Origin of the sequence: Pontibacter ummariensis, assembly GCF_900188175.1 — a bacterium.
In the GTDB taxonomy this organism is placed as follows: Bacteria; Bacteroidota; Bacteroidia; order Cytophagales; family Hymenobacteraceae; genus Pontibacter; species Pontibacter ummariensis.
Genome location: NZ_FZOQ01000011.1, coordinates 171,014 through 195,408, shown reverse-complemented (window position 1 = coordinate 195,408; position 24,395 = coordinate 171,014). Strand labels below are relative to the sequence as shown.

The following is a 24,395-nucleotide window of genomic DNA, read 5'->3' as shown; positions in this document are numbered from 1 at the left end:
TATGATCAAGATATTCGAAGATAAAGCGCAACTCAGCAAAGAAGCTGCTGCGCTTTTTGTAAAAACAGCACAGGAGGCCGTGGAAAAGAACGGCCGCTTTACAGTGGCCCTGACAGGAGGCTCCTCCCCTGTGCAGCTGTACTCCCTGCTGGCACAGCAGCCTTTTGTAGAACAGGTGCCCTGGAAGCAGACCTTCATTTTCTGGGGCGACGAACGCTGGGTGCCGCTGACGGACAATTTAAGCAATGCCAGAATGGCGACGGAAACGTTCCTGAGCAAGGTGCCTGTGCCCCCCGAGCAGGTGTACCCGATGTGGTCGGAAAATGTAGAACCAGAGGCTTTTGCCCAACAGTATGAGAAGTTGTTGCAGCAGCACTTTGACCAGGAAAACCCTCAGTTTGACCTCATCCTGTTAGGCATGGGCGATGACGGGCACACGGCCTCTCTGTTCCCTGGAACAGAAGTGTTGCACGAGGCATCGCGCTGGGTGCAGGCTTATTTCCTGGCCCCCCAGTCCATGTACCGTGTTACCCTCACAGCTCCCCTCATTAACCAGGCAAAAAAGATCGTCTTCCTGACTTTTGGCCAGAATAAAGCCGACGCCTTATACGAAGTGCTGGAAGGGGAAAGAAACCCGGAGAAGTACCCCTCCCAACTCATTCAACCAAAAAATGGCGAGGTACTCTGGTTTGTGGATGAAAGTGCAGCGTCCCGCTTAAAAAAAAGTAAATAACCTACCCCTCATAAAAGGCCTCTCACAAATACTGAGAGGCCTTTTGCTTTATCGCATGTCCTTTGCTCTCTACTCAAGAGATTACAGGCAGGAGCGAAATTAGGGTCGAGAGACGCTGCCTTGTGGTAGTATTAGATAGCTAAGTCTCGCTTATCGCTGTCATGGGAGAAATGCTCTCCAAGAAGCAGGTCAGCATGTTTGTCATTGGTATATAGTTGCACCAGCCTGTCAAGGGAACAGAACAAGCCTTGCTTCAGGCAAGCGCCTGTACCCGTTTGCCTAATTGTTGGAGCGGACGAGCAGCGATCTACCCTGATCAAAGAAATCAGCTTACTGAGACAGGAAGCTTCCTGTGAGGGACTGACTCACGGAAAAGGAGAGCTGTAGATACTTTTGCTTATGCAACGGCACAAGTGGCAATCCCTAACTTTTGAATGTGTTCTTCCGGTTGATCCTTCACATCAATGCTGAACCGGAAAGCAGCTTCTATTCGAAGGCTGCTGTTATCTTTCGCTTTCTGGATTAGTGCAAGGAGTTGCTCCCTGGATGCTTTAAGTTCTTGGACCCTCAACTCTGATTCCAGGTCTGGTTTACCGAACTGCACATAGGATCTTAAGCTTTCAAGACTGTGAAAGTTAATCTGGCTGTCCACCATGCTCATAACTAGCTCCCCGGCCTCCTGTGGGCTGTACTCGCCTTTGATTAAATCGATTGATGTCATAGAAATTGTGTTTAGAAATATGATTAAATGCTTTAAACCAGATTCAGACAAGGTAGCTTTTCACAGTAAGCCATAATCTTTTCATTTGCAGGTACGGGCGGCAGGTATACTCAGAGCATCCCTAGGGAGTAGGCGCTTCCTGTAGCAGTACAGGGCATCAAAAACGTACTTTCAGCAGCTGCACCTTTTTTCCCTTCCCTTCACCCCGTTTGGCGCTTCCTGTTCTTTTAGTATTACAAAAATCCGCAATTGCTTATATAAATAAAAATATATACTTTTAATGATTCCCATAAACAAAGCTTATAAACTACACCTTACATCAGTTGCAGGTGTTTCTCAAAATAACCCAGACGCAGAGCATCACAAAAGCGGCTGAGGAACTGCATTTAACACAGCCTGCCGTGTCTATTCAGCTCAAAAACCTTCAGGACCAGTTTGAGGTGCCCCTGACAGAAGTGGTTGGAAGGAGAATTTTTATAACGGACTTTGGCAAAGAGATCGCTGCCGGTGCCGAGAAGATCGTGAACGAGGTGCACGCCATCAACAACAGGACCCTGGCCTATAAAGGACAACTAACAGGTCGCCTAAAGATCACTGCTGTTTCCACGGGCAAGTATGTGATGCCTTATTTTCTGTCGGAGTTCTTAAAGCAGCACCGCGGGGTAGAGTTAGTGCTGGACGTAACAAACAAAGCACGGGTGATCGAAAGCCTGGAGAAGAACGAGGTTGACTTTTCCCTCGTTTCGGTCCTGCCCGAAAACCTGCAGGTGGAGAATATCGAGTTGATGGAAAACAAGCTTTACCTGGTGGGCAATAAAGCGCAGGAGTTTAACCGGAAACTCCACGACAACAGCATTCTGGAGGACCTCCCTTTAATTTACCGTGAGCCAGGCTCGGGCACACGCCATGTAATGGAGAAGTTTATCAAGCAGAACAACCTGCCCGTAGTAAAGAAGATGGAGCTGACTTCTAACGAAGCCGTAAAGCAGGCCGTGATTGCAGGGCTTGGCTACTCCATTATGCCCCTGATTGGGGTGAAAAATGAGTTGAACAATGGCGACCTGCAAATTATACCCGTCCAGGGGTTTCCGATAAAGTCGACCTGGAACCTGATCTGGCTAAAAGGCAAAAGCTTCTCGCCTGTTGCAAAGGCCTATTTAAATTACCTGCAAAAAGATAAAGACAAAACAATACAGGAGTGGTTTAGCTGGCTTAGCCAATTCTAAAAGAAGCCAAGTGCAGCCGGAACCATACCAGCTGCACTTGGCCTCTTTTCAGCTACCCCCTTACCCGGCTGTACTTATCCTGAAGAGGAGGTATTATAACAGTAGTAGAGGAACAGTTTTAATGGGGAGCAAACAAGCTTTAAGCGGCTACTTTCACATGCTTCGCAGGTCGGGCCCTTACCCTGGCAGCAAGGGGATGCCTAGAAACAGGCCTGTGCGCGTGTAGTCCGGTAATCTCCAGCCATCCACCCTGCGCCCTATAGTCGTCCTGGTACTGGTGCAGGTGCTTCATAACAGTATGGTCCACAACTACGGTCTCAGAGAAGTCGAGCACGAGGTGCTTCTGACGGGGCAGGCTATCGAGGTACTTTTTCAGGTTGATATAATTACTGAACACCGCTCCGTCCGATAAGGCTACATGGAGGTACTCATTGTCTTCGTGCTGTTGGAGTTTAATACCCTGCTTAAAAATACTCTTCGCCGGGAGCCCTTTCACCATCAGGATGAGCAACTCAAGGGTTATGCCCGCCGCTATGCCTACCAGCAGATCGATTGAAAGTGTGAAGACGATGGTTGTCAGGAAGATCACCAGTTGTTCCCAGCCCTTGTGAAAGGTCTGAATAAAGGTACCAGGTGATGCCAGCCGGACACCCGTAAAAATCAGCATGGCAGCCAGTGCAGCTAACGGAATCTGGTGAATCAGGCCGGGGGCAAAGGCAACGAACACCAGCAGGCAGAGCCCGTGCGAGAAGTTAGCCCAGCGGGTCTTTCCCCCATTGTTTATGTTGGCCGAAGAGCGCACGATCTCGGAGATCATCGGCAAACCACCTATCAGCCCTGCCAACACGTTACCCACCCCTACTCCCACCATGTCCCGGTTCAGGTCTGCTTTACGCTTGTAAGGGTCTAACATGTCCACCGCCTTCGTGCTCAGGATCGTTTCGAGTGAACCAACCACCGCAAACATGATGATGTATTTTAGGGAGGCAGGCGTAAACAGCTGCGAGAAGTCCGGGAACGTGATCGCGCTTAGCAGGCTCTTGGGGAGTGACACCAGAAACTCCGGCCCTATGCTGTAATGGTGCTTGTCCAGGAAGAGGTACGTATGGCTGTGGGCCAGGTCAAAGTAATACCCCAGCGGGATAGACACCAATATGACCAGGAGGGCTGCCGGCAGTCGCTTCAGGTACTTGTTCTTTAAGAGCGGAAAGGTGAACAGCAAAAGTAGGCTGATGAAGCCAATGAGGGCTATTTGCGGATTGAGGCGAGCGATACCCTGCGGTAGTTCTGCCAACAGCTCCAGCGGCTCTTTGCCTACTGGCTTTACGCCGATCAGGGTAAACACTTGTTTGGAAATGATGATGATGCCAATCGAGGTCATCATGCCGCTTACGGCAGCCGCCGGGAAGAAGTCGCCCAACACGCCGCTCCGCAGCAACCCGAACAGGACCTGAATTACCCCCGCCACTACAATGGTGGCCAGCGCCAGTTTATAGCCTAGCAGCGCGTCTCCCTGCCCCAGTTCCTCCACAGCGCCGAGCGCAATCACGATCAAACCAGCGGCCGGCCCTTTGATCGTCAGCTCCGCCCCCCCCCAGAAAGCTGACCACCATGCCCCCAATAATAGCAGTCAGTATACCGGCTACAGGGGGGAAGCCGGAGGCCATTGATATGCCAAGGCATAGTGGCAGGGCAATCAGAAACACCAGGAAACCGGAGAGGGCGTCGCTTTTGAAGTTGGCGCGCAGGCCAGCCAGGCCTCTGCCAGGAGAGGCTGATTTTAGTTCATTCATAATGTTATGCTGTGTTAGGTTTTGCGAATAGAGGGGAAAAACCAAGGAAGCCCTTTACCTGAGAACTGCCCTGGCACCGTAAAGGGATTGGCTTTCTGCTGTTTTACCGGCTGCTTTTCTCAGGCGCTCGTTAATCGTCTTTCCAAGGCCAACATCCGGTAACTTCTCAGCAATGATCCGTTTCAGGTTCAGGGCATCCAGCCGGTGCAGTGCGTGGTACAGGTTGCTGGCTGCTTCGCTTAAGTTGGCAGTAGGCGATAAAATTGCCTGGTGCTGCTCGGGCACACCATCCACCACCTTATAAAAGGAGATCATACCTGTTTCAGCAGGATCCGGGGCAGGCCCGAAGTCCTCTACCTTATCCACCAGGTATAGCGGTGTGCTGGGGGAGTAATGAAAAGGAAGCATCCCCGGGCTAACAGGCCGTGCATTTGCGTGCCGGTGTAACTTCACTTTGCCAACCACTTCTTCTATCTCCTCCTGGGCAATGGCCCCCAGGCGGTAAATTGTGGGCGTATTCTGCTCAAAGCCTACAATGGTAGACTCCAGGCCCTGCTGGCAGTTACCGCCATCCAATATGTATGGTATTTTGTCTCCTATCTGTTGCTGTACATGCGCCGTGCGGGTTGGGCTTATGTAGCAGTAAGGGTTTGCACTGGGCGCGGCTAACGGAAAGTCCAGCGAGCGTAGCAAGTCCAGTGTCAGGGGGTGGTCCGGCACCCGAACAGCCACATGCGGAAGTGAGGCTGTGATGATATCCGGTATGCTGTCCTTCTTGGGAAGCAGCAAGGTTAAAGGGCCTGGCCAGAACTTTTGGATCAGCTTTTCTGCAACCGAGGGCACTTCGGCAACATATTTTTCCAGTTCGCTCCCGCTGGCAAGATGCACAATAAGCGGGTTGTACAAAGGCCTGTTTTTTACCCTGAATATTTCGGCAACCGCAAACTCGTCCAATGCATTTGCGGCCAACCCATACACCGTTTCGGTAGGAATTGCCACTACCTTTCCGCCGTACAAAAGCCGACCTGCCCTTCCAATGTTTTTTCCGATCGCTGCCATCAATCTTAAGGATTTGTGTCTTTTTCCTGTTTTACTTTTGACAGCAGCAAATATAAACTACGGTTGATATAAGTTTTTATTTATAGTTTTAATGAAGTGCATAAGCAAAGTTTATACTTATCAAGAGCTCACCTGCTCCATCAGGCTGCTTAGGCTTCTGGTTTAACCTTCCTACCCTCTGCTAAGGCGCTTTTCCCTTACTTAACTTACGGGCATACAAGCCCTAGAACCATCACAACTCTCCTGGTGCACCTCCTACAGCCTGCCTTTACGCTGCCTTGGCATACAGCAGCACTAAAACTTCAGGGCAAAGGATGTTACCAACAGCAGGTTCTTATCGTCACGCCCCTCTTCTCCTGTAAATACCCTGTCCTGTGCGTCATAGCCGCGTGCCTCCATGCGCCACAGGAAATTAGGGGCCGGAATGTAATCGAGGTTCAGGGAGGCACTGGAGGTCTGGAAGCCAAGGGCCGTGCCGGTAGAAACGATCAGCTGGTCCTCGTCGTTGTAGTGCTCTACGCGCCCCGCCAGGGCAAAGCGCTCGCTCAGCCGGTAGCGCGCCAGCAACATAGCCGCATACCAAGTTCCCTGCTCCTCGCTGTCCCATAGCTCCTGCCGGCCATAGTCTACGCTACCGGCAAGGTTAAACCGTTCGGAGGCCGCATAGGAAGCATAAAAGTCGTGGAAGAAACGGCGCTTCGCCTCGGTGCCCTCCGGTGCTTCGTTGCCGTAGTAGTTGTTGTAGCTCAATGTAAGTGCCTCTGTCGGAGTATAGCTGATGCCAAAGCCCAGCGACTTCGCTTCGTTCGTCTCCTGTATAATTTGCCAACCGTTCAGCACCAGGAACTGTACTGTGACCACGTCTGATAACTCCGCTGTGAGTTGAGCGCCTGTCTCATAATAAGGGGAGTTCTCCGCCATCAGGGCCCGTGTGTATATCTCGTTGTTGAGGGAGAAAGTGTTTTCGTAGCCGATGTGCGAGGGCAGGATACCCATGTCCAGCCACACCCCCTCAGCCAAACGGACACCGGCATTGGCCTGCCCGATGAGCCGCGTCAGCTCATTTGGCTCGGCGGCATAGTTGGCCTGCACATAAGTTCCCGTCTGCAGCGCGAAGGTGGCCCGCACCTTGTCTGTGGCATAGGTAGCCTGCAGGAAGCCCCAGTTCAGGTTGAACCCGTTGTGGCGAAAGGCCTGCGTGGTAAATAAGCGTTCCTGCCCGATAGGCTCCGAAAAGTCATAGGCATAATAAACGTCTACACCTCCGCTCAGTTCAAACGGTTTCTCGTCTTCCTCTATACCAAGTGAGTCCAGGAACTGGGCCCTTCCTGTGTGTGGATATACAAATAGGGTTAGAAGTAGGGCGTACAGGTGCTTCATAAGTTGGTGCTTTCTGCTAATACGGCAGCTTTACAGCCGCAAGTCTTACTTATCGGTTAGCTTACGGCAGGAAGCCTGCTAGCGCTACACAACACATGCCCTACGCTCCCCAAAGCCCTGTTTTATCCGCCCAGCCTGCACCGGAAAGTCTTGCGCCTAGCGTAACTGCCTGCGCAGCAACTGCGCGTTGATAGCCACGATCACAGTACTCAAACTCATCAAAGCAGCCCCAATGGCCGGGGAAATCATGATCCCCTGCTGGTACAGTACGCCGGCCGCCAGCGGCAGGGCAATAATGTTATAGGCTGTGGCCCAAACCAGGTTCTGTATCATTTTACGGTAAGTGGCTTTGCCGAAAAGAATAAGCGAGGCAATGTCCTGGGGGTTGCTGTTAACCAGAATAATGTCGGCGGTCTCGGCGGCCACGTCTGTACCAGAGCCAACGGCAATGCCCACATGCGCCTGTGCCAGTGCCGGAGCGTCATTTACACCATCACCGGTCATGGCCACAAATTCACCCTGCGCCTGCAGCTCCTTTATCTTTTCCTGCTTCTGGTGCGGTAACACGTTGGCCAGGTAGCCGTCCATGCGCAGCTTATCGCTCACGCTCCTGGCTACGCGCTCGTTGTCGCCTGTCAGCAGCAGGTTCTTAATACCGTTCTCCTTCAGCACCTGGATGGCCCCTTCGGACTCGGACCGGATTTGGTCGCGCAGCGAAATGTAACCGGCCACCTCTCCGTTTACCAGCACATACACCACCGTCTCCACACCCTCCTCAGCTTTGCTCTCCGGCACCTGCACACGGTACTCTTGTATGTAGTTCGGGCCTACCACCTTTACGTCCTGCCCCTCTACTCTGCCCTCCAGGCCCTTGCCGGGCAGGTAATTGAAGTTGTCTGCTGCCGGTACGGTAAGCCCCTCCTCTTTTGCCCTGCGCAGGATTCCCTGTGAGATATAATGCTCCGAGTTCTGCTCCACGCCAGCGGCCAAACGGAGCAGCTCCCGCTGCCCGAGCGCCTGGTTAAAACTTGTTACCTGTGCCACCTCGTGGGAGCCTTGCGTTAAGGTGCCTGTCTTGTCAAAAATGATGGTGGTGATCTTTCGGGAGTTCTCGAAGGCGGTGCGGTTGCGGATCAGCAGGCCTTTTTTCGCTGACACGGCCGTGGAGATAGCCACAACCAGCGGGATGGCCAGGCCCAGGGCATGCGGGCAGGAAATTACCATTACCGTGACCATACGTTCCAGGGCGAAGTCTAGGGCAGCGCCTGCCAAAAGCCAGGCCAGCAGGGTCCCGAAGCCGGCCGTCAGGGCTACGTAGGTCAGCCATTTAGCCGCTCGATCGGCCAGCCGTTGTGTCTCTGATTTGGTTTTCTGTGCCTCCTGCACCAGGTTGATCACCTTGTTCAGGTAGCTGTCCTTCCCCGTGCTGACCACCTGTACCTGTAGGGCTCCGTTTCCGTTGATGGAACCTCCGATCACCCGGTCTCCCTGCTGCTTCTGTACCGGTTTGCTCTCCCCGGTCAGCATGCTCTCGTTCAGGTAGCTCTCGCCCTGCTTTACCACCCCGTCGGCAGGCACTTTCTCTCCTGGCTTTACCAGGATAAGGTCTTCCGGCTGCAGTTCCTCCACTTTCACCGTGACCGTCTGCCCGTTCCGGATTACCTGTGCCTCGGCTGGCATCATGCTCACCAGCAGTTCCAGAGCCTTGGAAGCACCTAAAACCGAGCGCATCTCTATCCAGTGCCCCAGCAGCATCACCACGATCAGGGTGGCCAACTCCCAGAAAAAGTCCATGCCCTCCAGGCCAAAAGCAACAGCAGTGCTATAGACATAAGCCACCGTAATGGCTACGCCAATGAGTGTCATCATACCCGGCGCGCCTTTCCTTACCTCATCGACTAATCCTTTCAGAAAAGGCCAGCCGCCGTAGAAGTAGATGATACTCGATAAAGCGAAGGCAATGTACATGCTGTAGGGAACCTGTAAGCTATAGCCCAGGATGTGCTGGATCATTGGGCTTAGTAGGATAACAGGTACCGATAGCACCAGCGACACCCAGAAGCGCTTCTTAAAGTCTTCAATCATCATCCGGTGGTGGTCGTGCCCATGGCCTCCGTGCCCACCGTGGCCTTGCCCCTGCTGGGGGGGATGCGGCTTGTGCTGCGGCATGGCCTGATTGTGCCCGTGCAGCGTTTTCTCCTCTAGGCTGTCCTCTACCCGGTCGGCCTTGTGTCCGGCCTTCTCCTGGGTGGAATGGTGATGATGGTGTTCGTGGTTCATGCTCAATGCCTTAAATCTGTATCCGAAGAAATTTGAAAGGGCAACTTAAAAAACAACGCACAACTTAAAAATGATGTTAGTCAGTGGCGTTTTGAACAGCAAGTCCGCAGCATCGCCAGCCAGGAAAATTCCTGCTGGAGTGGCTAAAAGAGAGCATCGGGCAAAGTATGAGACTTAGGCTGTGTCCTCCGGTTTCCTGTAGTCCGCTGGCCGCAGCTGGCCCTTCTCGTCGCGCACGTGGGTCTCCATATTCGGTACGATATCGGTGTTCTGGGCGGAGGCACAGCTCCACGTCTCCCCTGCTTTATGTACGACGAAGGTGAAGATATTCCTCCGCTGCCCCGGACTGCTAACATCTCCTACTGGTGTTTGCCCTGTCAGTTTCATCCGGGCCTGCACCACAGCTACTGTTTCTGAGAGGTACTTCACTTTGGTGCGTAACAAGCGCAGGGTGGAGTTACTGAAGATGGTGCGCAGGCCATAGGCATGCGCTTTCTGTATGGCATCGCGGTTATGCCACCAGAGGCCAGTGACATTAATAAACTCGGCATCCTCGTCAAAGAGCGAAGCCAGCTTCTCAGGGTCCCGGTTGTTCCAGGCTTCGATGAACACTTGCGGGATACGCTCCGGGCTGTCTGTACTGCTGTAACTCATAGCTAAGTTAGCATACGCAAGCCCGTTACCGCTAACCATAGCCCAAGGGGGAGCTGCGTTACAGGTGCCGCCTTTCGCACCGCCGCTTAAGGGGCACACCCTGCTCAAACCATTAGGTATCAACATTTTACTTCTTATGCCGTTTCAAAAATAAAAAGTAAAAAGACAAGCTATGGCACAAACAACAACACTAGAGGTATTAAGTTTTGCTTTCGTAAAAAACGCCCCCATTCCCAAACCCTATACCTGCGACGGCGACAACATTAATCCGCCACTGCGCATTGATAACATCCCGGAGCAGGGGGAAAGCATGGTGATCATTTTAGAGGACCCGGATGCTCCGAACGGTACCTTTACCCACTGGATGGTGTGGGACCTGGCCCCACACCCTAATATCGAAGAGAACACAAAGCCGGACGGGGTAACGGGACCAAACGACTTTGGCAAGAACAACTACATGGGCCCCTGCCCTCCTGCTGGCGAAAAGCACCGGTACTTTTTTAAAGTGTATGTACTGGACTCTAAGGTAAACCTGGCCCCCAACAGCACAAAAGAAGCCCTGGAGGTACTGCTGCAGGAAAAAACGATCGGCTACGGGGAACTGATGGGCACCTATCAAAAAGACTAAGATCAGCCGGCCCTACGTAAACAAGTAGTCTCTATTAAAAAGAGCCCGGAGGGCGCTACCAGAAATCAGCGCCCTCCGGGCTCTTGCTTTTCCACTGCGTCAGGCACTCAGCCTGCAGGCTTCTATCCTCTCCCAAATTATGGTCTGACGTGCCTGAAATAAAGTAAAAGAAGCTGGTATTTACAGAACATTTCTTATATTGAATAAGCAAGATATAATGAGGGGGGAATAAGCAAAGACAGCCGTTTAAGCCTCAAAACGGAGCAAGAGCAGAAGAGACCACTACCGTACATAGTGCAGATAGTAGGAGTAGGTACTCCTATTAGCCAGTAGTTATGCAGTATTAAAATTATAGAATGGTAAAAACAGGTATACCAGCTAATACATATTCTCTGATTCTCAAAGTAGTAGTTCTGTTTCTGCTGCTTGGGTATGTTATAGAAAATACTCTTTTGGCGGTTGGCTTAGGAATCCTGTCAGGGCTTATACTGCATGTTTGGGTTAGCTACTATGATTGCGTGGTACATTTGGAAAACGGTGTAGCTAAGTTCTACTTCCTAAGACCATTCTTCTTCAAAGAAGTGCATGACTTAAAGCGTTTGGACAAGGTGGAAATCATCAGAGAAGATAAGTATAAAACCCAAAGAGAAATCTGGTGGCAGGCTGATATGCTCTACCAGGTCAGCTATGACAGGATGATTCTCTACAAAGGCAAAACAGTTCACGAAATCAAGTTCAGAACAAACGAGAACGACTTGCCAAAACTGGAAGTAGCGGTAAAAGAAATGTTTGAAGGAAGAGCAGGTATAACTTTAGGTCACCATGCGTAACTTCTCATGAAGAAAGAAAAGTATAGTACTTGATTAAAAAAAGGAGCTTATGCCTTTGATGCCTTGGGATAAGATTAGTTGGAAACTAATGCTTAAAGTCTTTATTGCCGTTTTTCTTATTTTATGGTTAGCACATTTCATAATGAGCCAATAAGTAGCCGATTAAAGCCATTAAAATACAACATTGCATAACCACACCTATAGGTTAGCTACGCCAACCTATAGCCCAGTACCGTTGTGGTGCATTAAAAGAGATGAAGTAAAAGGATAATGAACAACAAAAAAGTAGATAGCTATATCTTTTATACTTCATTCGCACTGTTTATAATTTCTCTGACTCAGGAGTCATATTGTACCAATCAATGTGGTGACTCTTTAGCAGTTTTCCTTGTGGGCGGGCTTGGAGTGCTATTTGAAATTGGAGCCTTAACGGACAAGTATCTTAACATCAATACGATTGGTGAAGTTGACTATACAATTGGCGCAACCTTCAGTTGGTTGGCAAATCCAGCTTTGCTCATCGCCTGGCTGACTTATAAGGAAAGTAAAACTACTTCACTTGTATTCACTATGCTTTCTCTTGCATTGATGTTATCATTTTTAATGTTTGATAAAGTTATTGACAATGAAGCAGGTCATTACAATAAGATCGTAAACTATAAAGCAGGTTACTGGCTTTGGTTAAGTTCATCTGCGGTATTAGCAGCAGGCGCTTTAGTTAAAAGAAGAATAACACACCACAACAAAGTATAGCAGTACGGCTTGCTGACACTTCGCCATTCTGCTACACGAGTAACGTTGACTGCAAGCTAAAAACGACACGAACAATAAATGGAAATTAGAAAAGTAAATATTCAAGACATTGAAGAACTAAAAGAAATCGGAAAACTGACTTTTGCCGAAACATTCTCTTCTGAAAACAGCGAAGAAGATATGCGTGAATATTTGGAAGAAGGATTTTCGACCGAAAAACTAAAAACAGAACTTACGGACAAAAACTCTGAATTCTATTTCGCTGAACATGACGACAAAGTGATTGGATATTTAAAAGTGAATTTCGGGCAATCACAAACTGAAATAAAGGATGAAAACGCATGCGAAATCGAACGGATTTACGTGCTGAAAGAATTTCACGGAAAAAAAGTCGGACAAATTCTTTATGACAAAGCGATTGAATTGGCGAAAGAAAAAAACGTAGAATATGTTTGGTTGGGCGTTTGGGAGCAAAATCCAAGAGCAATCCGATTTTATGAAAAAAATGGATTTGTAGCATTCGACAAGCATATTTTCAAGTTGGGAAAAGACGAACAGACTGATATTATGATGAAATTAAAAATGAATAAAAAAGCCAGCAGGTAACATTGTATAAGAGCAATAGCGGGTAAAGTGGTATATAAAGTCTGTGCATTTAATAAACTTTTGTGGTGGCGGACAGGTAATCGCTTTGAAATCCGCTACTGCTCTTATACTTGACCGTTAGGCACAAGATAAAACTATAAATAAGAGCAGGATTTTCTTAGTAGTTGAAAAGCATGCGTGACCGACGGTAAAGACAACTTTACTGTAGTAGCGCCACCGCAAAGCGAATGGTTAGCAGCTGTTCCATGGCATTCCTATTCCCAAGTTAGATTTAGCAGACAGGCTTCATGAAATGAAAACACTAAAAGAAGAAAGTAACCTTGGGCGGGCTTCTGCCACCGATTTTGATGAAATAACAGCAGTTTGGGAAGCCTCTGTCCGGGCAACGCACCATATCCTAAAGGAAGAAGATATTCTGTTCTACAGGCCCTTGATCAGAAATGAGTACTTATATGCGGTGGAGTTATTCTGCTTTAGGGATGAACATAACAGAATAATAGGGTTTTTAGGCACCTCTGAAAACAAGATAGAAATGCTTTTCATACATCCTGATTGCAGGGGGAAAGGGGTTGGAAGAGCACTGTTACAATATGCAATAGACACCTTAGGAAGCTGCAAGGTAGATGTAAACGAGCAAAATGAACAAGCCATAGGCTTTTACAAGTATTTTGGCTTTAAGGTGGTTGGACGTACAGAACTAGACGGCTTGAGAAAACCATATCCTATTCTGAATCTTGAGTTGCACGTTTAAAACACGCTCACGCCGTCTGGCAAGAACTGTTACAAAGACGCGACAAGCTTTCTTGTGCACAAGAATACAGACAACTGCTCTTTTTGTCCGCTTGTTATAGCAGGTTCAGGGCCGCATCCTTCCTTGGAAGCAACCATCACCGAAAAGGAGTGTATCGGGCCCAGGGGCAATCTAGAGGCTAAGCATTTTCTGTTGTTGAGAAGTACCCAAAAAGCAACAGAAGTTTAAAGAAAGCGCTGAAACAGCGCTGGTATTTCCTATCTTACTCTTAGAACCTTTACCCAGGCAGCGCTTCCTCTAAGCCCAGCCCATTCGTACTTAACTAAGCAGTCACAGAAAAAAATCATGAAAAAGCATTCCCTACTTTCCTGCCTTATTTTGTTGTTCATCACTGCCTGCGAAAAGGAGACGGCAACCCCAGATACAGCAGATGAAGTTATCAAAGGCGAATGGACCAGCCTGAGCATCACTACAAACTACTATGATGCGAATGGAAAGGTAGTTCATCAGGAAGTGGAGGGTGAGGGTTGGGTTTTCAAGTTTGATGGACAAACCGCAAAGATGTTGGTCCCTAGTAGCTCAGGGCAGCTTTCAGAAATATTATCAGGCGACTACCAGGTGTTTGAGGAAAAAGAGAAAGGCTACATCCAATTCAGGTTTAATGGCAATACAAGCAATCCGCATGAGATCATGGCTATCTCTGCTTCTAAAATGACCTGGGTGCAAAACACGGTGCCTGTGTACCAGGATGAGTCTGGCGAGGTAGTGGCGAGTAAAGCTATCCAGACGAACGAGTTCATAAAGAAGTAGCTAAGCACTGGTGCTGCTCCTAGGGCAAGACCTTTTTGCTTGACTGCGTGAGCCTCTACTAACATGCGACTGAATCATACACACTAAATTATAAACTATGAAAACCAAGCTCTTTTTCTCTTTCCTGACCGCCTTGTTTGCTGTTGCTACAGGCTATTCTCAAACGATAAACGGAAGGCTTTTAGAAGTACCTACTTTAGACAGTAAAGGGCGGCCAGGTGAAGTGCTGAAAGTGGATATGTACGACAAGGACTGCATTCATGTGGTGGACGGCGTTATCTCATCCTATAAAGAGGTTGTGTCGAGCCAACAGCTGGCACATTTCGAGCGGGCAGCGAGCAAGGAGAAGTTAGCGGAGCTGGGGTTCAGCGATGGGCAGTGCGTGATGGTCAAGTCCACCACCGACCTTGAGGTAGAGAATTACATTTACAGGCAGGTACATGCGCAGGTACAGCAAATCGGGACTCAGTATAAACTACCCATTGCAGTAAATGAACAGCTCCTTCCCTCCTACTCGGCCAGGCAGCGCCAGCTAAGCAGCATCAAGGCTGCGCAAATAAAGAAAGTTAAGTTTTTGAACAAAGCAGAGGCCCAGGCCAAATATGGGGATCAGGTTGTATTCGGCCTGATCGAAATTACGGTGTAAGAATTCGCTCTTTTCTGCTGATGCTGTTTTACCGCTTAAACCTGAAGAAAGAAGTAAGCAGGGTTAGCGCTGCAGACCTTGGCCGCTACGTGTTTCAAGTCATTTGTATCGGCACTATGCAGTTTACGACCAACTATACCTTTGCGCATATGCCAGTTGGGTATGCCCGCTCGCTTTTTCAGCTTTCTACCATTGTAAGCGTCCTGCTTGGCCGGCGCTTCTTTGCAGAACAAGCTATCCGTAAAAAGCTGGTGGGTTCGGTTATTATGATTGCCGGTTGGGTACTTATTATCCTTTTCTAAAACAGGTAAAAGCAGGTAAAGCCCCTCTCGCTGAATGCACAGGAAGTAAAGGCAGATTGCTAACTTTAAAGCGCATTTTTTTGCCTCCTTGAGCACGAAGGTGAAGTTGGAGTGTCCGCTGGTCTTTGCACCGGGTCTCCCGCTAAGCGAAACAATGATACAAGATAGCTCTCTGTCAGGAATCTTTAAGGCCGCAAAAGCAGTTGTAGCTACAGAAGCACTATGAAAAAAACGAACAAGAACGCTGCCCGCCAAGCGGCAGAACCAAATCATACTCTATCCGCAGGGCAAGCGCCTTTTACAAAGTACCAAGTATTTATTGTGGCCATATTGGCTATTCTGCAATTCACCATCATCCTCGACTTCATGGTGCTGTCACCACTAGGGGCACAACTGATCCAGGAATTAGAGATCAGCACCCAACAGTTTGGGTGGGTGGTGTCGGCCTACGCCTTTAGTGCAGGCGCATCCGGTTTACTTGCCGCAGGATTTGCCGATAAGTTTGACCGTAAAAAGCTCCTGCTCTTTTTTTACGCGGGCTTCATTTTAGGCACCCTGTTCTGTGGCCTCGCCCCAGACTACCATTTCCTGCTAGCAGCCAGGGTGATCACCGGCTTGTTTGGCGGGGTGATCGGCTCCATCTCCTTCGCCATCATCACCGACCTCTTCCCCCTGCAAATGAGAGGGCGTGTGATGGGTTTTGTGCAAATGGCCTTCGCTACCAGCCAGGTATTGGGAATACCGATTAGCCTGTACCTGGCCAATACCTGGGGCTGGCACTCCCCTTTCCTGCTGATAGTTGGGGTAAGTGTTATCGTCGGGTTGGCCATCGCACGCTACATGAAGCCTATAAAAGCGCACTTACAGCTGCAGTCCGATAGAAATGCGTTCAGGCACCTAGCGGGCATTGTATCTAACCCCCATTACCTGAAAGGCTTCGCGGCTATTACCCTGCTGGCCACGGGTGGCTTTATGCTGATGCCCTTTGCGAGCGCCTTTACAGTGTACAACCTGGGCATAGACCTGGAAACCTTGCCCATGCTGTACATGGCCACGGGTATCAGTGCCATGGTCTTTGGCCCCTTGATAGGCAAGCTGAGTGACCGTTTAGGAAAGTATAAGGTTTTCTTTTGGGGCTCTATCCTAACGATGGTGGTGGTTGTGATCCACTGCAACATGGGCATCTCCCCCCTCTGGCTCGTGCTACTGGTAAACGTGATCATGTTTGTGGGCATCACCGCCCGGATGATCTCCGCTTCTGCCCTTATGACAGCCATTCCGGAGTCTTCCGATCGTGGTGCTTACATGAGTATACAATCGTCGGTGCAGCAGATATCCGGCGGGCTGGCCTCTGCTTTTGCAGGTCTTATTGTGGTGCAGACAAGCGAAGGCACCTTAGAGCACTATGACCTGTTAGGTTATCTCGTCGTGCTGTCTTCCATCGTAACCATCGTCATGATGCTTCTGATCGACCGCTCCGTAAAGCAAAAGGCAGACGACAAGGCCCTCGCAACGGAGAAGGTAGTCGCCTAGCACCAGACAACAGGGGCTTCGTCCCGGGTCCTGTCAACTATCAAGAGCGGTGCCCCTGCAAAACAGGTGGCTCCGCTCTTTTTTATCCCCGTCGTCAGGAAGTGCTTGCGCAGGTATTATAAGTGAGTCTAAAGGGGCCTACAGTTATAAAGCATTATACCCAACCCCAGCGAGGCCAGACTCCCGTAAAAGCTACCATGGCGATTTTAGTTAAAAACGAAGACACCCGTTTGTACACGACGGTATGTCCGAACAGCGGAAAAGAAAGCGTGATCCTGCTCCACGGCGGCCCCGGGGTACCGGAAAAGCTGGAACCGGTGGCCGAGTTCCTCTCACAAGAATTCCAGGTGGTCTATTTTCACCAGCGCGGCACTTTAAATTCTCCCTGCCCCTCCGGCAGTTTCTCCATGGAGCGTTATGTATCTGATGTAAACGCTGTTGCCACGCACTTCAACTTGCCTCGGTTTCATTTATTCGGACACTCCTGGGGTGGTCTCTACGCCCAGCTGTACGCCGCCTACCACCCGGAAAAACTGCTGAGCATGTTCCTCTCCAGCCCGGCCTCTGGTACAGGCTGGCAGTGGGCAGAGACGGTACTGGAAGTTGTCAAGTTCAACAAAAGAAAAAGCAGCCTGCAGGAGTGGCTGGCATTGGTCAAGAACGCTTCCTTAGGGCTGCTGGGGAGCTATGAGGGATACCAGGGGTTTTACAGGCAGTTCGCTTTAAACTGCAACAAGGGTTATGCCGTCACAGACCAGGTGCCCCTGCTGTTAGAGCACTTATATGCCAAACCGATTAACCGCACCAACCTGGCCCTGCTCCTACACCCTGTCCTCCAACAGCAAGCAGTCCCGAACTTTAAGATCACGGCTGTTTACGGCGACGATGATATTTATGGCGATAGCATGCAATACGTCCGGGAGAGGTATCCGACAGGTGCCTTTCATGTTATAGACAAAAGCAGCCACTTTTCCTGGCTACACAACGAACAGGCTTTCTTCCATCTCCTGGCTGCTCACTACAGCTTATAGTGTACAGCATCGTACAGTATGCAGAAGGATCGGACTCCTCTTGTAAGAAATACTAAACAAGTTTCATCTGAAGCCACTCTTCTGCCCTTTTCTCGTCGTTGAACGGCCTCATGCTAAAATGGCTTTTTAAGCTTTCCTGGAACATCGCGAAGGACCGTTGCCCATAAATACCCGGCGAGAGCACATGCGCATAGTAGCGAAGGCCCAGTTCTTTGGCCTGTGGTACCCATTTATAGCTTAACCAGCTAACGGCAGCATCCCAAGGCCCTATCAGTTCCCTGTTGCTGTTAAGAAGCCCCTGGCAAGGCTTCTCCCGCAGCATGGCAAGAATATGGTTGCCTCCCATCACAACTGTCTCCAATGATTGCGTGCCTATCCAGTTAACAGCTATGAACGAGTTATCGGGCCTTCTGCTCGCTTCAAAGAAGGGGTATCCGTCTGCCTTTTTAAGTTCTTTGTAATCAATCAAGTCTTCTCGTTCCTCTTTTTCATACATGATGGCTCCTTCCTTTTGGGAGCTATCAGGAGCACGTCCTCCACCCAATACCTACAGCGGCTTTATAAAAAGCTTTTCATGGCCGCAACGGTCTCTTCAGGGGCGCTCAGATTGGGGCAATGGCCTGTTGCCTCTAAAACCACTAGTCTGCTCCCGGCTATGTTCTGATGCGTAAATTCTCCTACGGATAAAGGCGCAATTGCATCATCCATACACTGCAAAATCAAGGTCTCGGTTTTCACCTGCGATAAATCCTTGCGGTTATCGGAAAGAAAGGTGACATGGGCAAAGTCCTTTGCGATTGCTTCATTGCTCCTGCAAAAGCTGCCAGCGAGTTCCTGGCTTAACTCAGGCCTCGCCGGGTTGCCCATGATCACCGGAGCTATGGTGTTGGACCAGCCCAGGTAATCACTGTCTAAGGAACCAAGCAAACCTTCTATGTCCTCTCTGGAAAAACCACCTATATAGTCACCATCGTTAATAAAGCTTGGGGAAGGACTGATCAGGATCAATTTTGAAAACCACTCCGGCTCCATGTTCGCTGCCAGTACGCCTATCATAGCACTTACCGAGTGCCCCACAAAAACAAGGTCCTGTAGCTCTAGTTCCCGGCATATGTCTAACACGTCTGCCGCATATGCTTGCAATGAGGTATAGTGCGCTTTGGTATAGGTCGTAGTGTCAGAGCCGCCAAATCCTATGTGATCAAAAAGAATGATCTTGTAGTCCGCTTCAAAGGCTGGGGTAATATAACGCCACATGTTCTGGTCGCAACCATAACCATGGGCGAATAGCATCGGCTTTTGTCCTTTTCCGACAACCTTTACGTTGTTCTTCTTGGCTGCATTCATACAGGTTTGCGTTATGTTTCAGCGTTGCGCTTTGCAACTGCCAGGGATCTGATGTGACAGTATTCTTCCGGACACTCCCTGCTGCTTTTAAGCACACCGGCGCTTTATATAAGAGGAAGCCTGCCTATACCAGGAACTTACGCAAGCAGGCAAAACTTAGCAGAAGTTCCCCTTCTCGTTTAGAAAAATATGCTTCGTGCCAAAGCTATGTATAAATACTTAGAATGAAAGACACAAGCTGCGTTTCATGAAGGGAGAGCGCAGCTCCCGCATTCCTGTACCAAGTTGCACCGGTGCAACAAGCGCAGGGCAACCAACTGTGCTACATCGGTAAAAGAAAAAGTAGTGCCTGTAAATGCCGGATACCTATCTTTACAGAACAGAGCAAGCAGAAGAAGAAGCGTATGACCGGAGCTTTGTTTGGCGTAGAGCCAATCCCCAGGGCAAAACAACACCGGGCATGTGCTGTAATTTTTTTTCAAGAAAAGCCTTTCTTCATTTTCTCTTCATCTTGACTATATAGTTTTGGGACATAAACTAATTCATAAGCCCAAAGAGACATGAAAAAACTAACCTTCTTAGCCGCCGCATTTTTAACAGTCACTACTGCGTTTGCGCAGTCAAACTCAGGTGCTGTAAATGGCAAAGCAAAGACATCTACGGAAGCTTCTGCAGAACACAACGATAAATCCTCTGTGAAAGCTTCTTCTTCAGCATCCACTGCTGCATCCTACAGGTCAGAAACAAACCCGACAGACCATACGACCGAAGCGCAAGGCCGTGCAAACGGAAAAGCGACAGTAAAGGCGGAGAAGTCAAAGGCCAAGGCACCGAAGCAGGAAGAGCGGGAAGAAACTGCCCCTGTGCAGGACAAAGAAGAAAGCACTGCACCTAAAGAAACACATGGCCAAACAGCGGCTGAAGTGGCACAGCAACTAAAGGCAACAGCCACAGTGGAAGGCAAAAAAGCTGAAAACCATGGCCAGGCAGTGGCCGCAGTAGCACAAACAACAGCAGTTGACCTGGCCACAAAAAGCGAACAGGCACTTGACAAGGGCAGCCAGGCAACGGTCGGGCTAGCACAAAAAGCAGAGGCCACTGTACAGGCAGCAGGCAAAAGCGCTGCAGAAAACGGACAGGCCGCTAGCCAGCGAGCAGCGGCATCGGTAGCGGCCAGCGCTAACACCACCGTAGAGCACGGCAACGAGCTTGCCCTACAGGCAAAACAGCGGACCGAGGCTGAGCTTAGCGGGCAGGCCCGCAGCGCGGAAACACAGGGGACTGCTGTAGCACAAGTGGCACAAGACACGCAAACGCAGGGCCAGGAGCAAGGAAAGAAAGTGAAAGAAGTGGCCACTACCAAGGGCCAGGAAAAACCGGCCTCAGTAGAAACAGGCGGAAGCGTGGAGGCTGCGACAAAAGTGAAGTCCATCGTGCGCAGAGGAGGTGCTTCGCGAGCAGCCGGCGCCGCCCGTGCCGCTGGCGCTGTGAACGCTGCGGGAGCCGGTGCTGCCACTTCTGTAAAGGGCGCTGTAAACAGTGCTGCCGGCAAGCCTGCCAAGATCATTCCCAATGGCGGCTCTAACCGCCCGGTGCAGGTTGGTGGTGCCGTAAAAATAAACACCAAGGTAAAAATCGGCAATTAATATCCTTTCTCACCTTAAACACCCTTGTGCAGCAGCCAGTGCTTTCGGGCCAGGCTGCTGCACCATTCCCATATGAAACACCTGACACGCTTTATACCCATGCTATTGCTGGGCTTCGCGCTGCTTAACTCCCACATCCCGGCTACGGCTACGGCACTGGCAGATACGGTAGCCCAGGAAGCACCCGCTAAAAAGGACTGGTGGACCATAGGGGCTGAGGTAGCCAATAACTCTTCATTTTTTGGCCGGAACACGGCCAGGCGCTACCCCTACGCCGCAGCCACGCTAACCTACCTGCACCGCTCTGGTTTGTGGGCATCCGCCACCTCCTACAAGCTGTTTGATACAGCAGGATATGTGGATGAGACAGACCTGTCCGTAGGATACAGCTTTAAGATCAGGGACTTGGTGGAGGCTAATATCAGTTACGCCCACTTTATCTTTGGGGAGAACACGCCGCTGGTAAAAGCCGTTACCTCTAACGCCCTGTCAGCCCGGGGAGCCCTGGACTGGGGTATCCTTTACACCGGCTTAACCACCAGTTATATTTTCGGTGAAAACCACGACGTGTTTGCCGTGCTGGAGAACTCCCGGTTTATTCCGCTTAACCCCCTCTGGGACGGAAAGCATGTGATCGGCATAGATCCGAAGGTATCTATAACAGCGGGTACACAGCACTTTTACGAAACCCACACCACTACCACCCAAAACAAAGACAGCGTGCTACCGGGCAGTGGGACCCCGGGCAGCGGCGGCCCTCTTAGCGGCACGCCGATCGGTGGCATTTTCGACCCCTCAGGATCGGGTAAGGACAACAGCAAGCCTGGATCCGGCAACGGGGGCACCACCACAACCACTACCACGGAGGAAGTTAGCAGGTTTAACATCCTGAATTATGAACTGAAGCTCCCGGTTGTGATTTATTTGGGTAATTTTGAGTTGGAGCCGGCATACCGGTATGCTATTCCGGTGAACCAAACAGAGGGCGATGCCTCCGAAGCACAGTCCTTCTATTCCTTTAACATAAGCTACACGTTTTAAATCTTTTACTAAAGCAAGCACCCATGCATGTACTGATCGTAGAGGATGAAAAAAGCCTGGCCTCAGAACTGGAGCTCTTTTTAACGAAAGAACACTTCCGTTGCGACATCGCCTACACAGGCGCCGAGGCATCCGAAAAAATAGCCGTTAACCTGTATGACTTTATTCTCCTGGACCTGGGCTTACCGGACTATCATGGCCTGGACCTGTTAAAAGAGGCCAAGGAACTGGAGCACCAGCCGGCCATTATCATTCTAACAGCCCGTGGAGCCGTGGAAGACCGCATCGAAGGCCTGAGCCTTGGGGCGGATGATTACCTTCCCAAACCCTTTTCTCTCCTGGAGCTGCAGGTGCGCATGCAGGCTATCATGCGGCGTAAGTTCAACGTCAAGTCCACTGTCTTGACGCTTTACGGCCTGGAGCTGGACAGCAGCACCCGGCGGGTATCTTTCAACGATACAGAAATAGCCCTGACAAAAAAGGAGTTCGACCTGCTCCACTATCTGCTGCTGCACAAGAACAGAATTCTGACCCGGCTACAGCTCACAGAGCACATCTGGGGCAATATACTGGAAGATGACTACGACTCTAACTACATCGACGTGCACGTGAAGAACCTGCGCAAAAAGTTAGGGGCCTATATTCCGAAAGACTGGCTGGAAACGATACGGGGGGTGGGTTACAGATTAACGGTAGCACATGAAGCTTCAGTCTAAGCTTACGCTTTTCAGCGCTGCCTCCAAGATCATTATCCTGTTGCTGCTGATTTTCTTGCTGCCGTTGCTCGTGCACCGCGTGGCCCTGCACAACACAGACACGCGCTTGCTGGAGAAAAAGGAGCAGGTCTTCGACATCATCGAGCAGCAGGGGATTGAGTCTTTTGTGAGTAACAGTACTGGCGCGATGTATGGCAGTTATAACCTGCTGAAAGAGGAGTTTATCTCCATAGAACCCATTGATACGTCTCAGATCGATAACCGCATCGAAAACAGCTACCGCAAGGTGGAAGGCGAAATTTTGGAGTACCGCGTGCTGAGCCTGGCCTTTGCCGTAGACGGCGGCACTTACCTGCTGGAGATCGGGCGCAGCCTGGATACCATCCGCGAGACCAGCGGCACGATGCAACAGTACGCCTCCTACTTTTTGGTGGCCGTTGTGCTCATCACCGTCTTTATCGACCTGGCCTTCGTGAAAGTGCTTCTACGCCCGCTCACCCTCATTATCCGGAGGCTGGAGCGGATCGGTCACCCGGAAACGTTTAAGCCCAACACGCTTGGCACCTCTACCAGTGATTTCGTGTACCTGAACGACACGATCAACAGCATGATGGTGCAGACGCAACAAGCCTTCCTAAAAGAGAAGGAATTTATCGGGAATGTATCGCACGAGCTCCTGACGCCTGTGTCTATTCTGCAGACCCGCCTGGAAAACCTGCTCTCGGACCCGCAAACGCCGGAGGACATGCTGGTAAAGCTGGTGGAGAGCCAGAGAACCCTACACCGCCTCAAGAGCATTATACAGGCACTGCTGCTGATCTCACGCATTGAGAACGAGCAGTACCTGCGCAACGAGGAGGTCAGCCTGGAAACCCTGGCACAGGAAATAGCGGAAGAGGTAGAAGAGCGCCTGGAGGTGAAGCGCCTTACGCTGGAGCTGCACCTAGCGCAGGACGCGGTTTTAAAGGGGAACCACTCCCTCCTCTTTACCATGCTGTTTAACGTGGTAAACAATGCCATTAAGTACAACAGGCCGGGAGGGGCCATCACCATAGAGGGCCGCCAGCTAGAGAAGGGCTACCAGTTAAGCGTTCAGGACACCGGGGTAGGCATAGCGAAAGAGCAGATCAGCCATATTTTTAACCGGTTTAAGCGCCTGCAAGCTCCCGATGGAGAAAGTCATGGCCTGGGCCTTTCCATTGTACAGACGGTGGCTAAGTTTCATGGCGTTAAACTCTCGATTGACTCGCAGCCGGGGAAAGGCACCTGCTTCTCCTTCCTGTTCCCAGTAAGCAGTACTGCAACCAGGCGCAGAGACCATAGGGCACCCGTTGCTGCACTAGCCGAATAAGCGACTGGGTCTGCGCCCGGAGACGGGCGTAACAACGTAACAAAAGCATAAAGCCAAAGCTTCCTCGCACAATGCGGGGCTTGCTCTGGCTTTATGCTTTTTTAGCGTAGCGCTGACGTGCTTCCAGCACCTGCTCAAGGTTCTGGCTGGCCCAATCGGATAGCTGTAGCAGCTGCTGCAACAGGCTTCTGCCTAAGGCGGTGAGCTCATACTCTACGCGTGGGGGTACCTCTGGGAACACAGCCCGGCTTACTAACCCGTCCTCCTCCAACGACCGGAGGGTAACGGTAAGCATGCGCTGCGAGATACCGCTGATCATGCTTTTTAGCTCATTAAAGCGGAGCTTCCCGTGCTGGCCCAGGTACAAGATCGTGTACACAGACCACTTATCCCCGAAGCGCGCCATGATGTCCCGCACCGGGCATAGCTCTTCGGGGGCGCAATCCGCTAATTTTTTATTTTCTTTTTCTGTACCCATAAGCTTCTGACGCTCAACAATAGTTACTACAAGGTTACTTAGGTACGGTGGAGCACCTACTTGTGTACCCTAAAGATACG

The 24,395-nt window shown here is 50.4% G+C and carries 26 protein-coding genes; 16 read left to right on the top strand and 10 right to left on the bottom strand.

Annotated features, from left to right (window positions below; genetic code table 11):
- The first annotated feature begins 1 nt into the window (after position 1).
- Positions 2 to 733, top strand: a complete 732-nt coding sequence (pgl, locus tag CHB92_RS13350) for a 6-phosphogluconolactonase (protein ID WP_089319719.1) — start codon at positions 2 to 4, stop codon at positions 731 to 733.
- A 397-nt stretch (positions 734 to 1,130) separates the two neighbouring features.
- On the opposite strand, the gene CHB92_RS13345 is transcribed toward pgl, so the two are convergent.
- Positions 1,131 to 1,454, bottom strand: coding sequence for a hypothetical protein (locus CHB92_RS13345; RefSeq protein ID WP_089319718.1), 324 nt, complete (start codon positions 1,452 to 1,454; stop codon positions 1,131 to 1,133).
- 302 nt (positions 1,455 to 1,756) lie between these two features.
- On the opposite strand from CHB92_RS13345, the gene CHB92_RS13340 reads away from it, so the two are divergent.
- Entirely contained in the window at positions 1,757 to 2,680 is a 924-nt protein-coding gene (locus tag CHB92_RS13340) for a LysR family transcriptional regulator (protein ID WP_089319717.1), read from the top strand.
- Between the two features lie 139 nt (positions 2,681 to 2,819).
- On the opposite strand, the gene CHB92_RS13335 is transcribed toward CHB92_RS13340, so the two are convergent.
- The 6 genes from CHB92_RS13335 to CHB92_RS13315 all read right to left on the bottom strand — a co-directional run bounded on the left by CHB92_RS13335 (position 2,820) and on the right by CHB92_RS13315 (position 9,846).
- Positions 2,820 to 4,229: a SulP family inorganic anion transporter gene (locus tag CHB92_RS13335; protein WP_308701861.1), complete on the bottom strand. Its 1,410-nt coding sequence runs from the start codon at positions 4,227 to 4,229 to the stop codon at positions 2,820 to 2,822.
- Complete coding sequence (locus CHB92_RS26385; protein WP_308701860.1) at positions 4,171 to 4,473, bottom strand: SulP family inorganic anion transporter; 303 nt, start codon at positions 4,471 to 4,473, stop codon at positions 4,171 to 4,173. The genes CHB92_RS13335 and CHB92_RS26385 overlap by 59 nt, the downstream gene beginning before the upstream one ends.
- 54 nt (positions 4,474 to 4,527) lie before the next feature.
- Positions 4,528 to 5,532 (bottom strand): L-threonylcarbamoyladenylate synthase, encoded by a 1,005-nt coding sequence (locus tag CHB92_RS13330; protein ID WP_089319716.1) that lies wholly within the window; start codon positions 5,530 to 5,532, stop codon positions 4,528 to 4,530.
- A 294-nt stretch (positions 5,533 to 5,826) separates the two neighbouring features.
- A complete protein-coding gene (locus tag CHB92_RS13325) occupies positions 5,827 to 6,912 on the bottom strand; it encodes a porin (RefSeq protein ID WP_089319715.1) in 1,086 nt (361 codons plus the stop codon).
- A 156-nt stretch (positions 6,913 to 7,068) separates the two neighbouring features.
- A complete protein-coding gene (locus tag CHB92_RS13320; protein ID WP_089319714.1) occupies positions 7,069 to 9,192 on the bottom strand; it encodes a copper-translocating P-type ATPase in 2,124 nt (707 codons plus the stop codon).
- A gap of 174 nt (positions 9,193 to 9,366) precedes the next feature.
- Complete coding sequence (locus tag CHB92_RS13315; protein ID WP_089319732.1) at positions 9,367 to 9,846, bottom strand: YybH family protein; 480 nt, start codon at positions 9,844 to 9,846, stop codon at positions 9,367 to 9,369.
- 172 nt (positions 9,847 to 10,018) lie between these two features.
- Here CHB92_RS13315 and CHB92_RS13310 point away from each other — a divergent pair, with 172 nt between their 5' ends.
- The 10 genes from CHB92_RS13310 (at position 10,019) to CHB92_RS13265 (ending at position 17,736) form a co-directional block, all read left to right on the top strand.
- The gene (locus CHB92_RS13310; RefSeq protein ID WP_089319713.1) at positions 10,019 to 10,474 is read left to right on the top strand and encodes a YbhB/YbcL family Raf kinase inhibitor-like protein; all 456 of its coding nucleotides are present in this window, start codon (positions 10,019 to 10,021) and stop codon (positions 10,472 to 10,474) included.
- A 356-nt stretch (positions 10,475 to 10,830) separates the two neighbouring features.
- Entirely contained in the window at positions 10,831 to 11,304 is a 474-nt protein-coding gene (locus CHB92_RS13305) for a hypothetical protein (RefSeq protein WP_089319712.1), read from the top strand.
- Positions 11,305 to 11,574: 270 nt separating this feature from the next.
- On the top strand, positions 11,575 to 12,057 hold the full coding sequence (locus tag CHB92_RS13300) for a hypothetical protein (RefSeq protein ID WP_089319711.1): 483 nt from the start codon (positions 11,575 to 11,577) through the stop codon (positions 12,055 to 12,057).
- 78 nt (positions 12,058 to 12,135) lie between these two features.
- Positions 12,136 to 12,663 (top strand): GNAT family N-acetyltransferase, encoded by a 528-nt coding sequence (locus CHB92_RS13295; RefSeq protein ID WP_089319710.1) that lies wholly within the window; start codon positions 12,136 to 12,138, stop codon positions 12,661 to 12,663.
- 292 nt (positions 12,664 to 12,955) lie between these two features.
- On the top strand, positions 12,956 to 13,414 hold the full coding sequence (locus CHB92_RS13290) for a GNAT family N-acetyltransferase (RefSeq protein WP_089319709.1): 459 nt from the start codon (positions 12,956 to 12,958) through the stop codon (positions 13,412 to 13,414).
- Between the two features lie 345 nt (positions 13,415 to 13,759).
- Positions 13,760 to 14,224: a hypothetical protein gene (locus tag CHB92_RS13285; protein WP_089319708.1), complete on the top strand. Its 465-nt coding sequence runs from the start codon at positions 13,760 to 13,762 to the stop codon at positions 14,222 to 14,224.
- A 97-nt stretch (positions 14,225 to 14,321) separates the two neighbouring features.
- Positions 14,322 to 14,870: a hypothetical protein gene (locus CHB92_RS13280; protein WP_089319707.1), complete on the top strand. Its 549-nt coding sequence runs from the start codon at positions 14,322 to 14,324 to the stop codon at positions 14,868 to 14,870.
- Between the two features lie 20 nt (positions 14,871 to 14,890).
- The gene (locus tag CHB92_RS13275; RefSeq protein WP_089319706.1) at positions 14,891 to 15,172 is read left to right on the top strand and encodes a hypothetical protein; all 282 of its coding nucleotides are present in this window, start codon (positions 14,891 to 14,893) and stop codon (positions 15,170 to 15,172) included.
- Positions 15,173 to 15,394: 222 nt separating this feature from the next.
- The gene (locus tag CHB92_RS13270) at positions 15,395 to 16,705 is read left to right on the top strand and encodes an MFS transporter (RefSeq protein ID WP_089319705.1); all 1,311 of its coding nucleotides are present in this window, start codon (positions 15,395 to 15,397) and stop codon (positions 16,703 to 16,705) included.
- Positions 16,706 to 16,902: 197 nt separating this feature from the next.
- A complete protein-coding gene (locus tag CHB92_RS13265) occupies positions 16,903 to 17,736 on the top strand; it encodes an alpha/beta fold hydrolase (RefSeq protein ID WP_089319704.1) in 834 nt (277 codons plus the stop codon).
- 52 nt (positions 17,737 to 17,788) lie between these two features.
- On the opposite strand, the gene CHB92_RS13260 is transcribed toward CHB92_RS13265, so the two are convergent.
- Both CHB92_RS13260 and CHB92_RS13255 read right to left on the bottom strand, forming a co-directional pair.
- Entirely contained in the window at positions 17,789 to 18,280 is a 492-nt protein-coding gene (locus tag CHB92_RS13260; protein ID WP_089319703.1) for a hypothetical protein, read from the bottom strand.
- Between the two features lie 14 nt (positions 18,281 to 18,294).
- On the bottom strand, positions 18,295 to 19,083 hold the full coding sequence (locus tag CHB92_RS13255; RefSeq protein WP_089319702.1) for an alpha/beta fold hydrolase: 789 nt from the start codon (positions 19,081 to 19,083) through the stop codon (positions 18,295 to 18,297).
- Positions 19,084 to 19,643: 560 nt separating this feature from the next.
- On the opposite strand from CHB92_RS13255, the gene CHB92_RS13250 reads away from it, so the two are divergent.
- The 4 genes from CHB92_RS13250 to CHB92_RS13235 all read left to right on the top strand — a co-directional run bounded on the left by CHB92_RS13250 (position 19,644) and on the right by CHB92_RS13235 (position 23,837).
- Complete coding sequence (locus CHB92_RS13250; RefSeq protein WP_089319701.1) at positions 19,644 to 20,729, top strand: hypothetical protein; 1,086 nt, start codon at positions 19,644 to 19,646, stop codon at positions 20,727 to 20,729.
- A 72-nt stretch (positions 20,730 to 20,801) separates the two neighbouring features.
- Positions 20,802 to 21,770 carry a hypothetical protein gene (locus CHB92_RS13245; protein ID WP_106219122.1) on the top strand — a complete coding sequence of 323 codons (969 nt, stop codon included), beginning with the start codon at positions 20,802 to 20,804 and terminating at the stop codon, positions 21,768 to 21,770.
- Positions 21,771 to 21,793: 23 nt separating this feature from the next.
- Positions 21,794 to 22,486 (top strand): response regulator transcription factor, encoded by a 693-nt coding sequence (locus tag CHB92_RS13240; RefSeq protein ID WP_089319699.1) that lies wholly within the window; start codon positions 21,794 to 21,796, stop codon positions 22,484 to 22,486.
- Entirely contained in the window at positions 22,470 to 23,837 is a 1,368-nt protein-coding gene (locus CHB92_RS13235; RefSeq protein WP_089319698.1) for a sensor histidine kinase, read from the top strand. Before CHB92_RS13240 ends, CHB92_RS13235 begins: the two co-directional genes overlap by 17 nt.
- Before the next feature lie 91 nt (positions 23,838 to 23,928).
- On the opposite strand, the gene CHB92_RS13230 is transcribed toward CHB92_RS13235, so the two are convergent.
- Positions 23,929 to 24,315, bottom strand: a complete 387-nt coding sequence (locus tag CHB92_RS13230; protein ID WP_089319697.1) for a winged helix-turn-helix transcriptional regulator — start codon at positions 24,313 to 24,315, stop codon at positions 23,929 to 23,931.
- Positions 24,316 to 24,395: the final 80 nt, after the last annotated feature.

Coding starts and splice junctions, on each gene's coding strand:
- CHB92_RS13330 (WP_089319716.1), bottom strand. CDS start 5,532: ATGGCAGCGATCGGAAAAAACATTGGAAGGGCAGGTCGGCTTTTGTAC.
- CHB92_RS13240 (WP_089319699.1), top strand. CDS start 21,794: ATGCATGTACTGATCGTAGAGGATGAAAAAAGCCTGGCCTCAGAACTG.
- CHB92_RS13315 (WP_089319732.1), bottom strand. CDS start 9,846: ATGAGTTACAGCAGTACAGACAGCCCGGAGCGTATCCCGCAAGTGTTC.
- CHB92_RS13295 (WP_089319710.1), top strand. CDS start 12,136: ATGGAAATTAGAAAAGTAAATATTCAAGACATTGAAGAACTAAAAGAA.
- CHB92_RS13280 (WP_089319707.1), top strand. CDS start 14,322: ATGAAAACCAAGCTCTTTTTCTCTTTCCTGACCGCCTTGTTTGCTGTT.
- CHB92_RS13235 (WP_089319698.1), top strand. CDS start 22,470: ATGAAGCTTCAGTCTAAGCTTACGCTTTTCAGCGCTGCCTCCAAGATC.
- CHB92_RS26385 (WP_308701860.1), bottom strand. CDS start 4,473: ATGAATGAACTAAAATCAGCCTCTCCTGGCAGAGGCCTGGCTGGCCTG.
- CHB92_RS13275 (WP_089319706.1), top strand. CDS start 14,891: ATGCTGTTTTACCGCTTAAACCTGAAGAAAGAAGTAAGCAGGGTTAGC.
- CHB92_RS13290 (WP_089319709.1), top strand. CDS start 12,956: ATGAAAACACTAAAAGAAGAAAGTAACCTTGGGCGGGCTTCTGCCACC.
- CHB92_RS13310 (WP_089319713.1), top strand. CDS start 10,019: ATGGCACAAACAACAACACTAGAGGTATTAAGTTTTGCTTTCGTAAAA.
- CHB92_RS13305 (WP_089319712.1), top strand. CDS start 10,831: ATGGTAAAAACAGGTATACCAGCTAATACATATTCTCTGATTCTCAAA.
- CHB92_RS13245 (WP_106219122.1), top strand. CDS start 20,802: ATGAAACACCTGACACGCTTTATACCCATGCTATTGCTGGGCTTCGCG.
- CHB92_RS13270 (WP_089319705.1), top strand. CDS start 15,395: ATGAAAAAAACGAACAAGAACGCTGCCCGCCAAGCGGCAGAACCAAAT.
- CHB92_RS13285 (WP_089319708.1), top strand. CDS start 13,760: ATGAAAAAGCATTCCCTACTTTCCTGCCTTATTTTGTTGTTCATCACT.
- CHB92_RS13345 (WP_089319718.1), bottom strand. CDS start 1,454: ATGACATCAATCGATTTAATCAAAGGCGAGTACAGCCCACAGGAGGCC.
- pgl (WP_089319719.1), top strand. CDS start 2: ATGATCAAGATATTCGAAGATAAAGCGCAACTCAGCAAAGAAGCTGCT.
- CHB92_RS13325 (WP_089319715.1), bottom strand. CDS start 6,912: ATGAAGCACCTGTACGCCCTACTTCTAACCCTATTTGTATATCCACAC.
- CHB92_RS13265 (WP_089319704.1), top strand. CDS start 16,903: ATGGCGATTTTAGTTAAAAACGAAGACACCCGTTTGTACACGACGGTA.
- CHB92_RS13300 (WP_089319711.1), top strand. CDS start 11,575: ATGAACAACAAAAAAGTAGATAGCTATATCTTTTATACTTCATTCGCA.
- CHB92_RS13230 (WP_089319697.1), bottom strand. CDS start 24,315: ATGGGTACAGAAAAAGAAAATAAAAAATTAGCGGATTGCGCCCCCGAA.
- CHB92_RS13255 (WP_089319702.1), bottom strand. CDS start 19,083: ATGAATGCAGCCAAGAAGAACAACGTAAAGGTTGTCGGAAAAGGACAA.
- CHB92_RS13320 (WP_089319714.1), bottom strand. CDS start 9,192: ATGAACCACGAACACCATCATCACCATTCCACCCAGGAGAAGGCCGGA.
- CHB92_RS13250 (WP_089319701.1), top strand. CDS start 19,644: ATGAAAAAACTAACCTTCTTAGCCGCCGCATTTTTAACAGTCACTACT.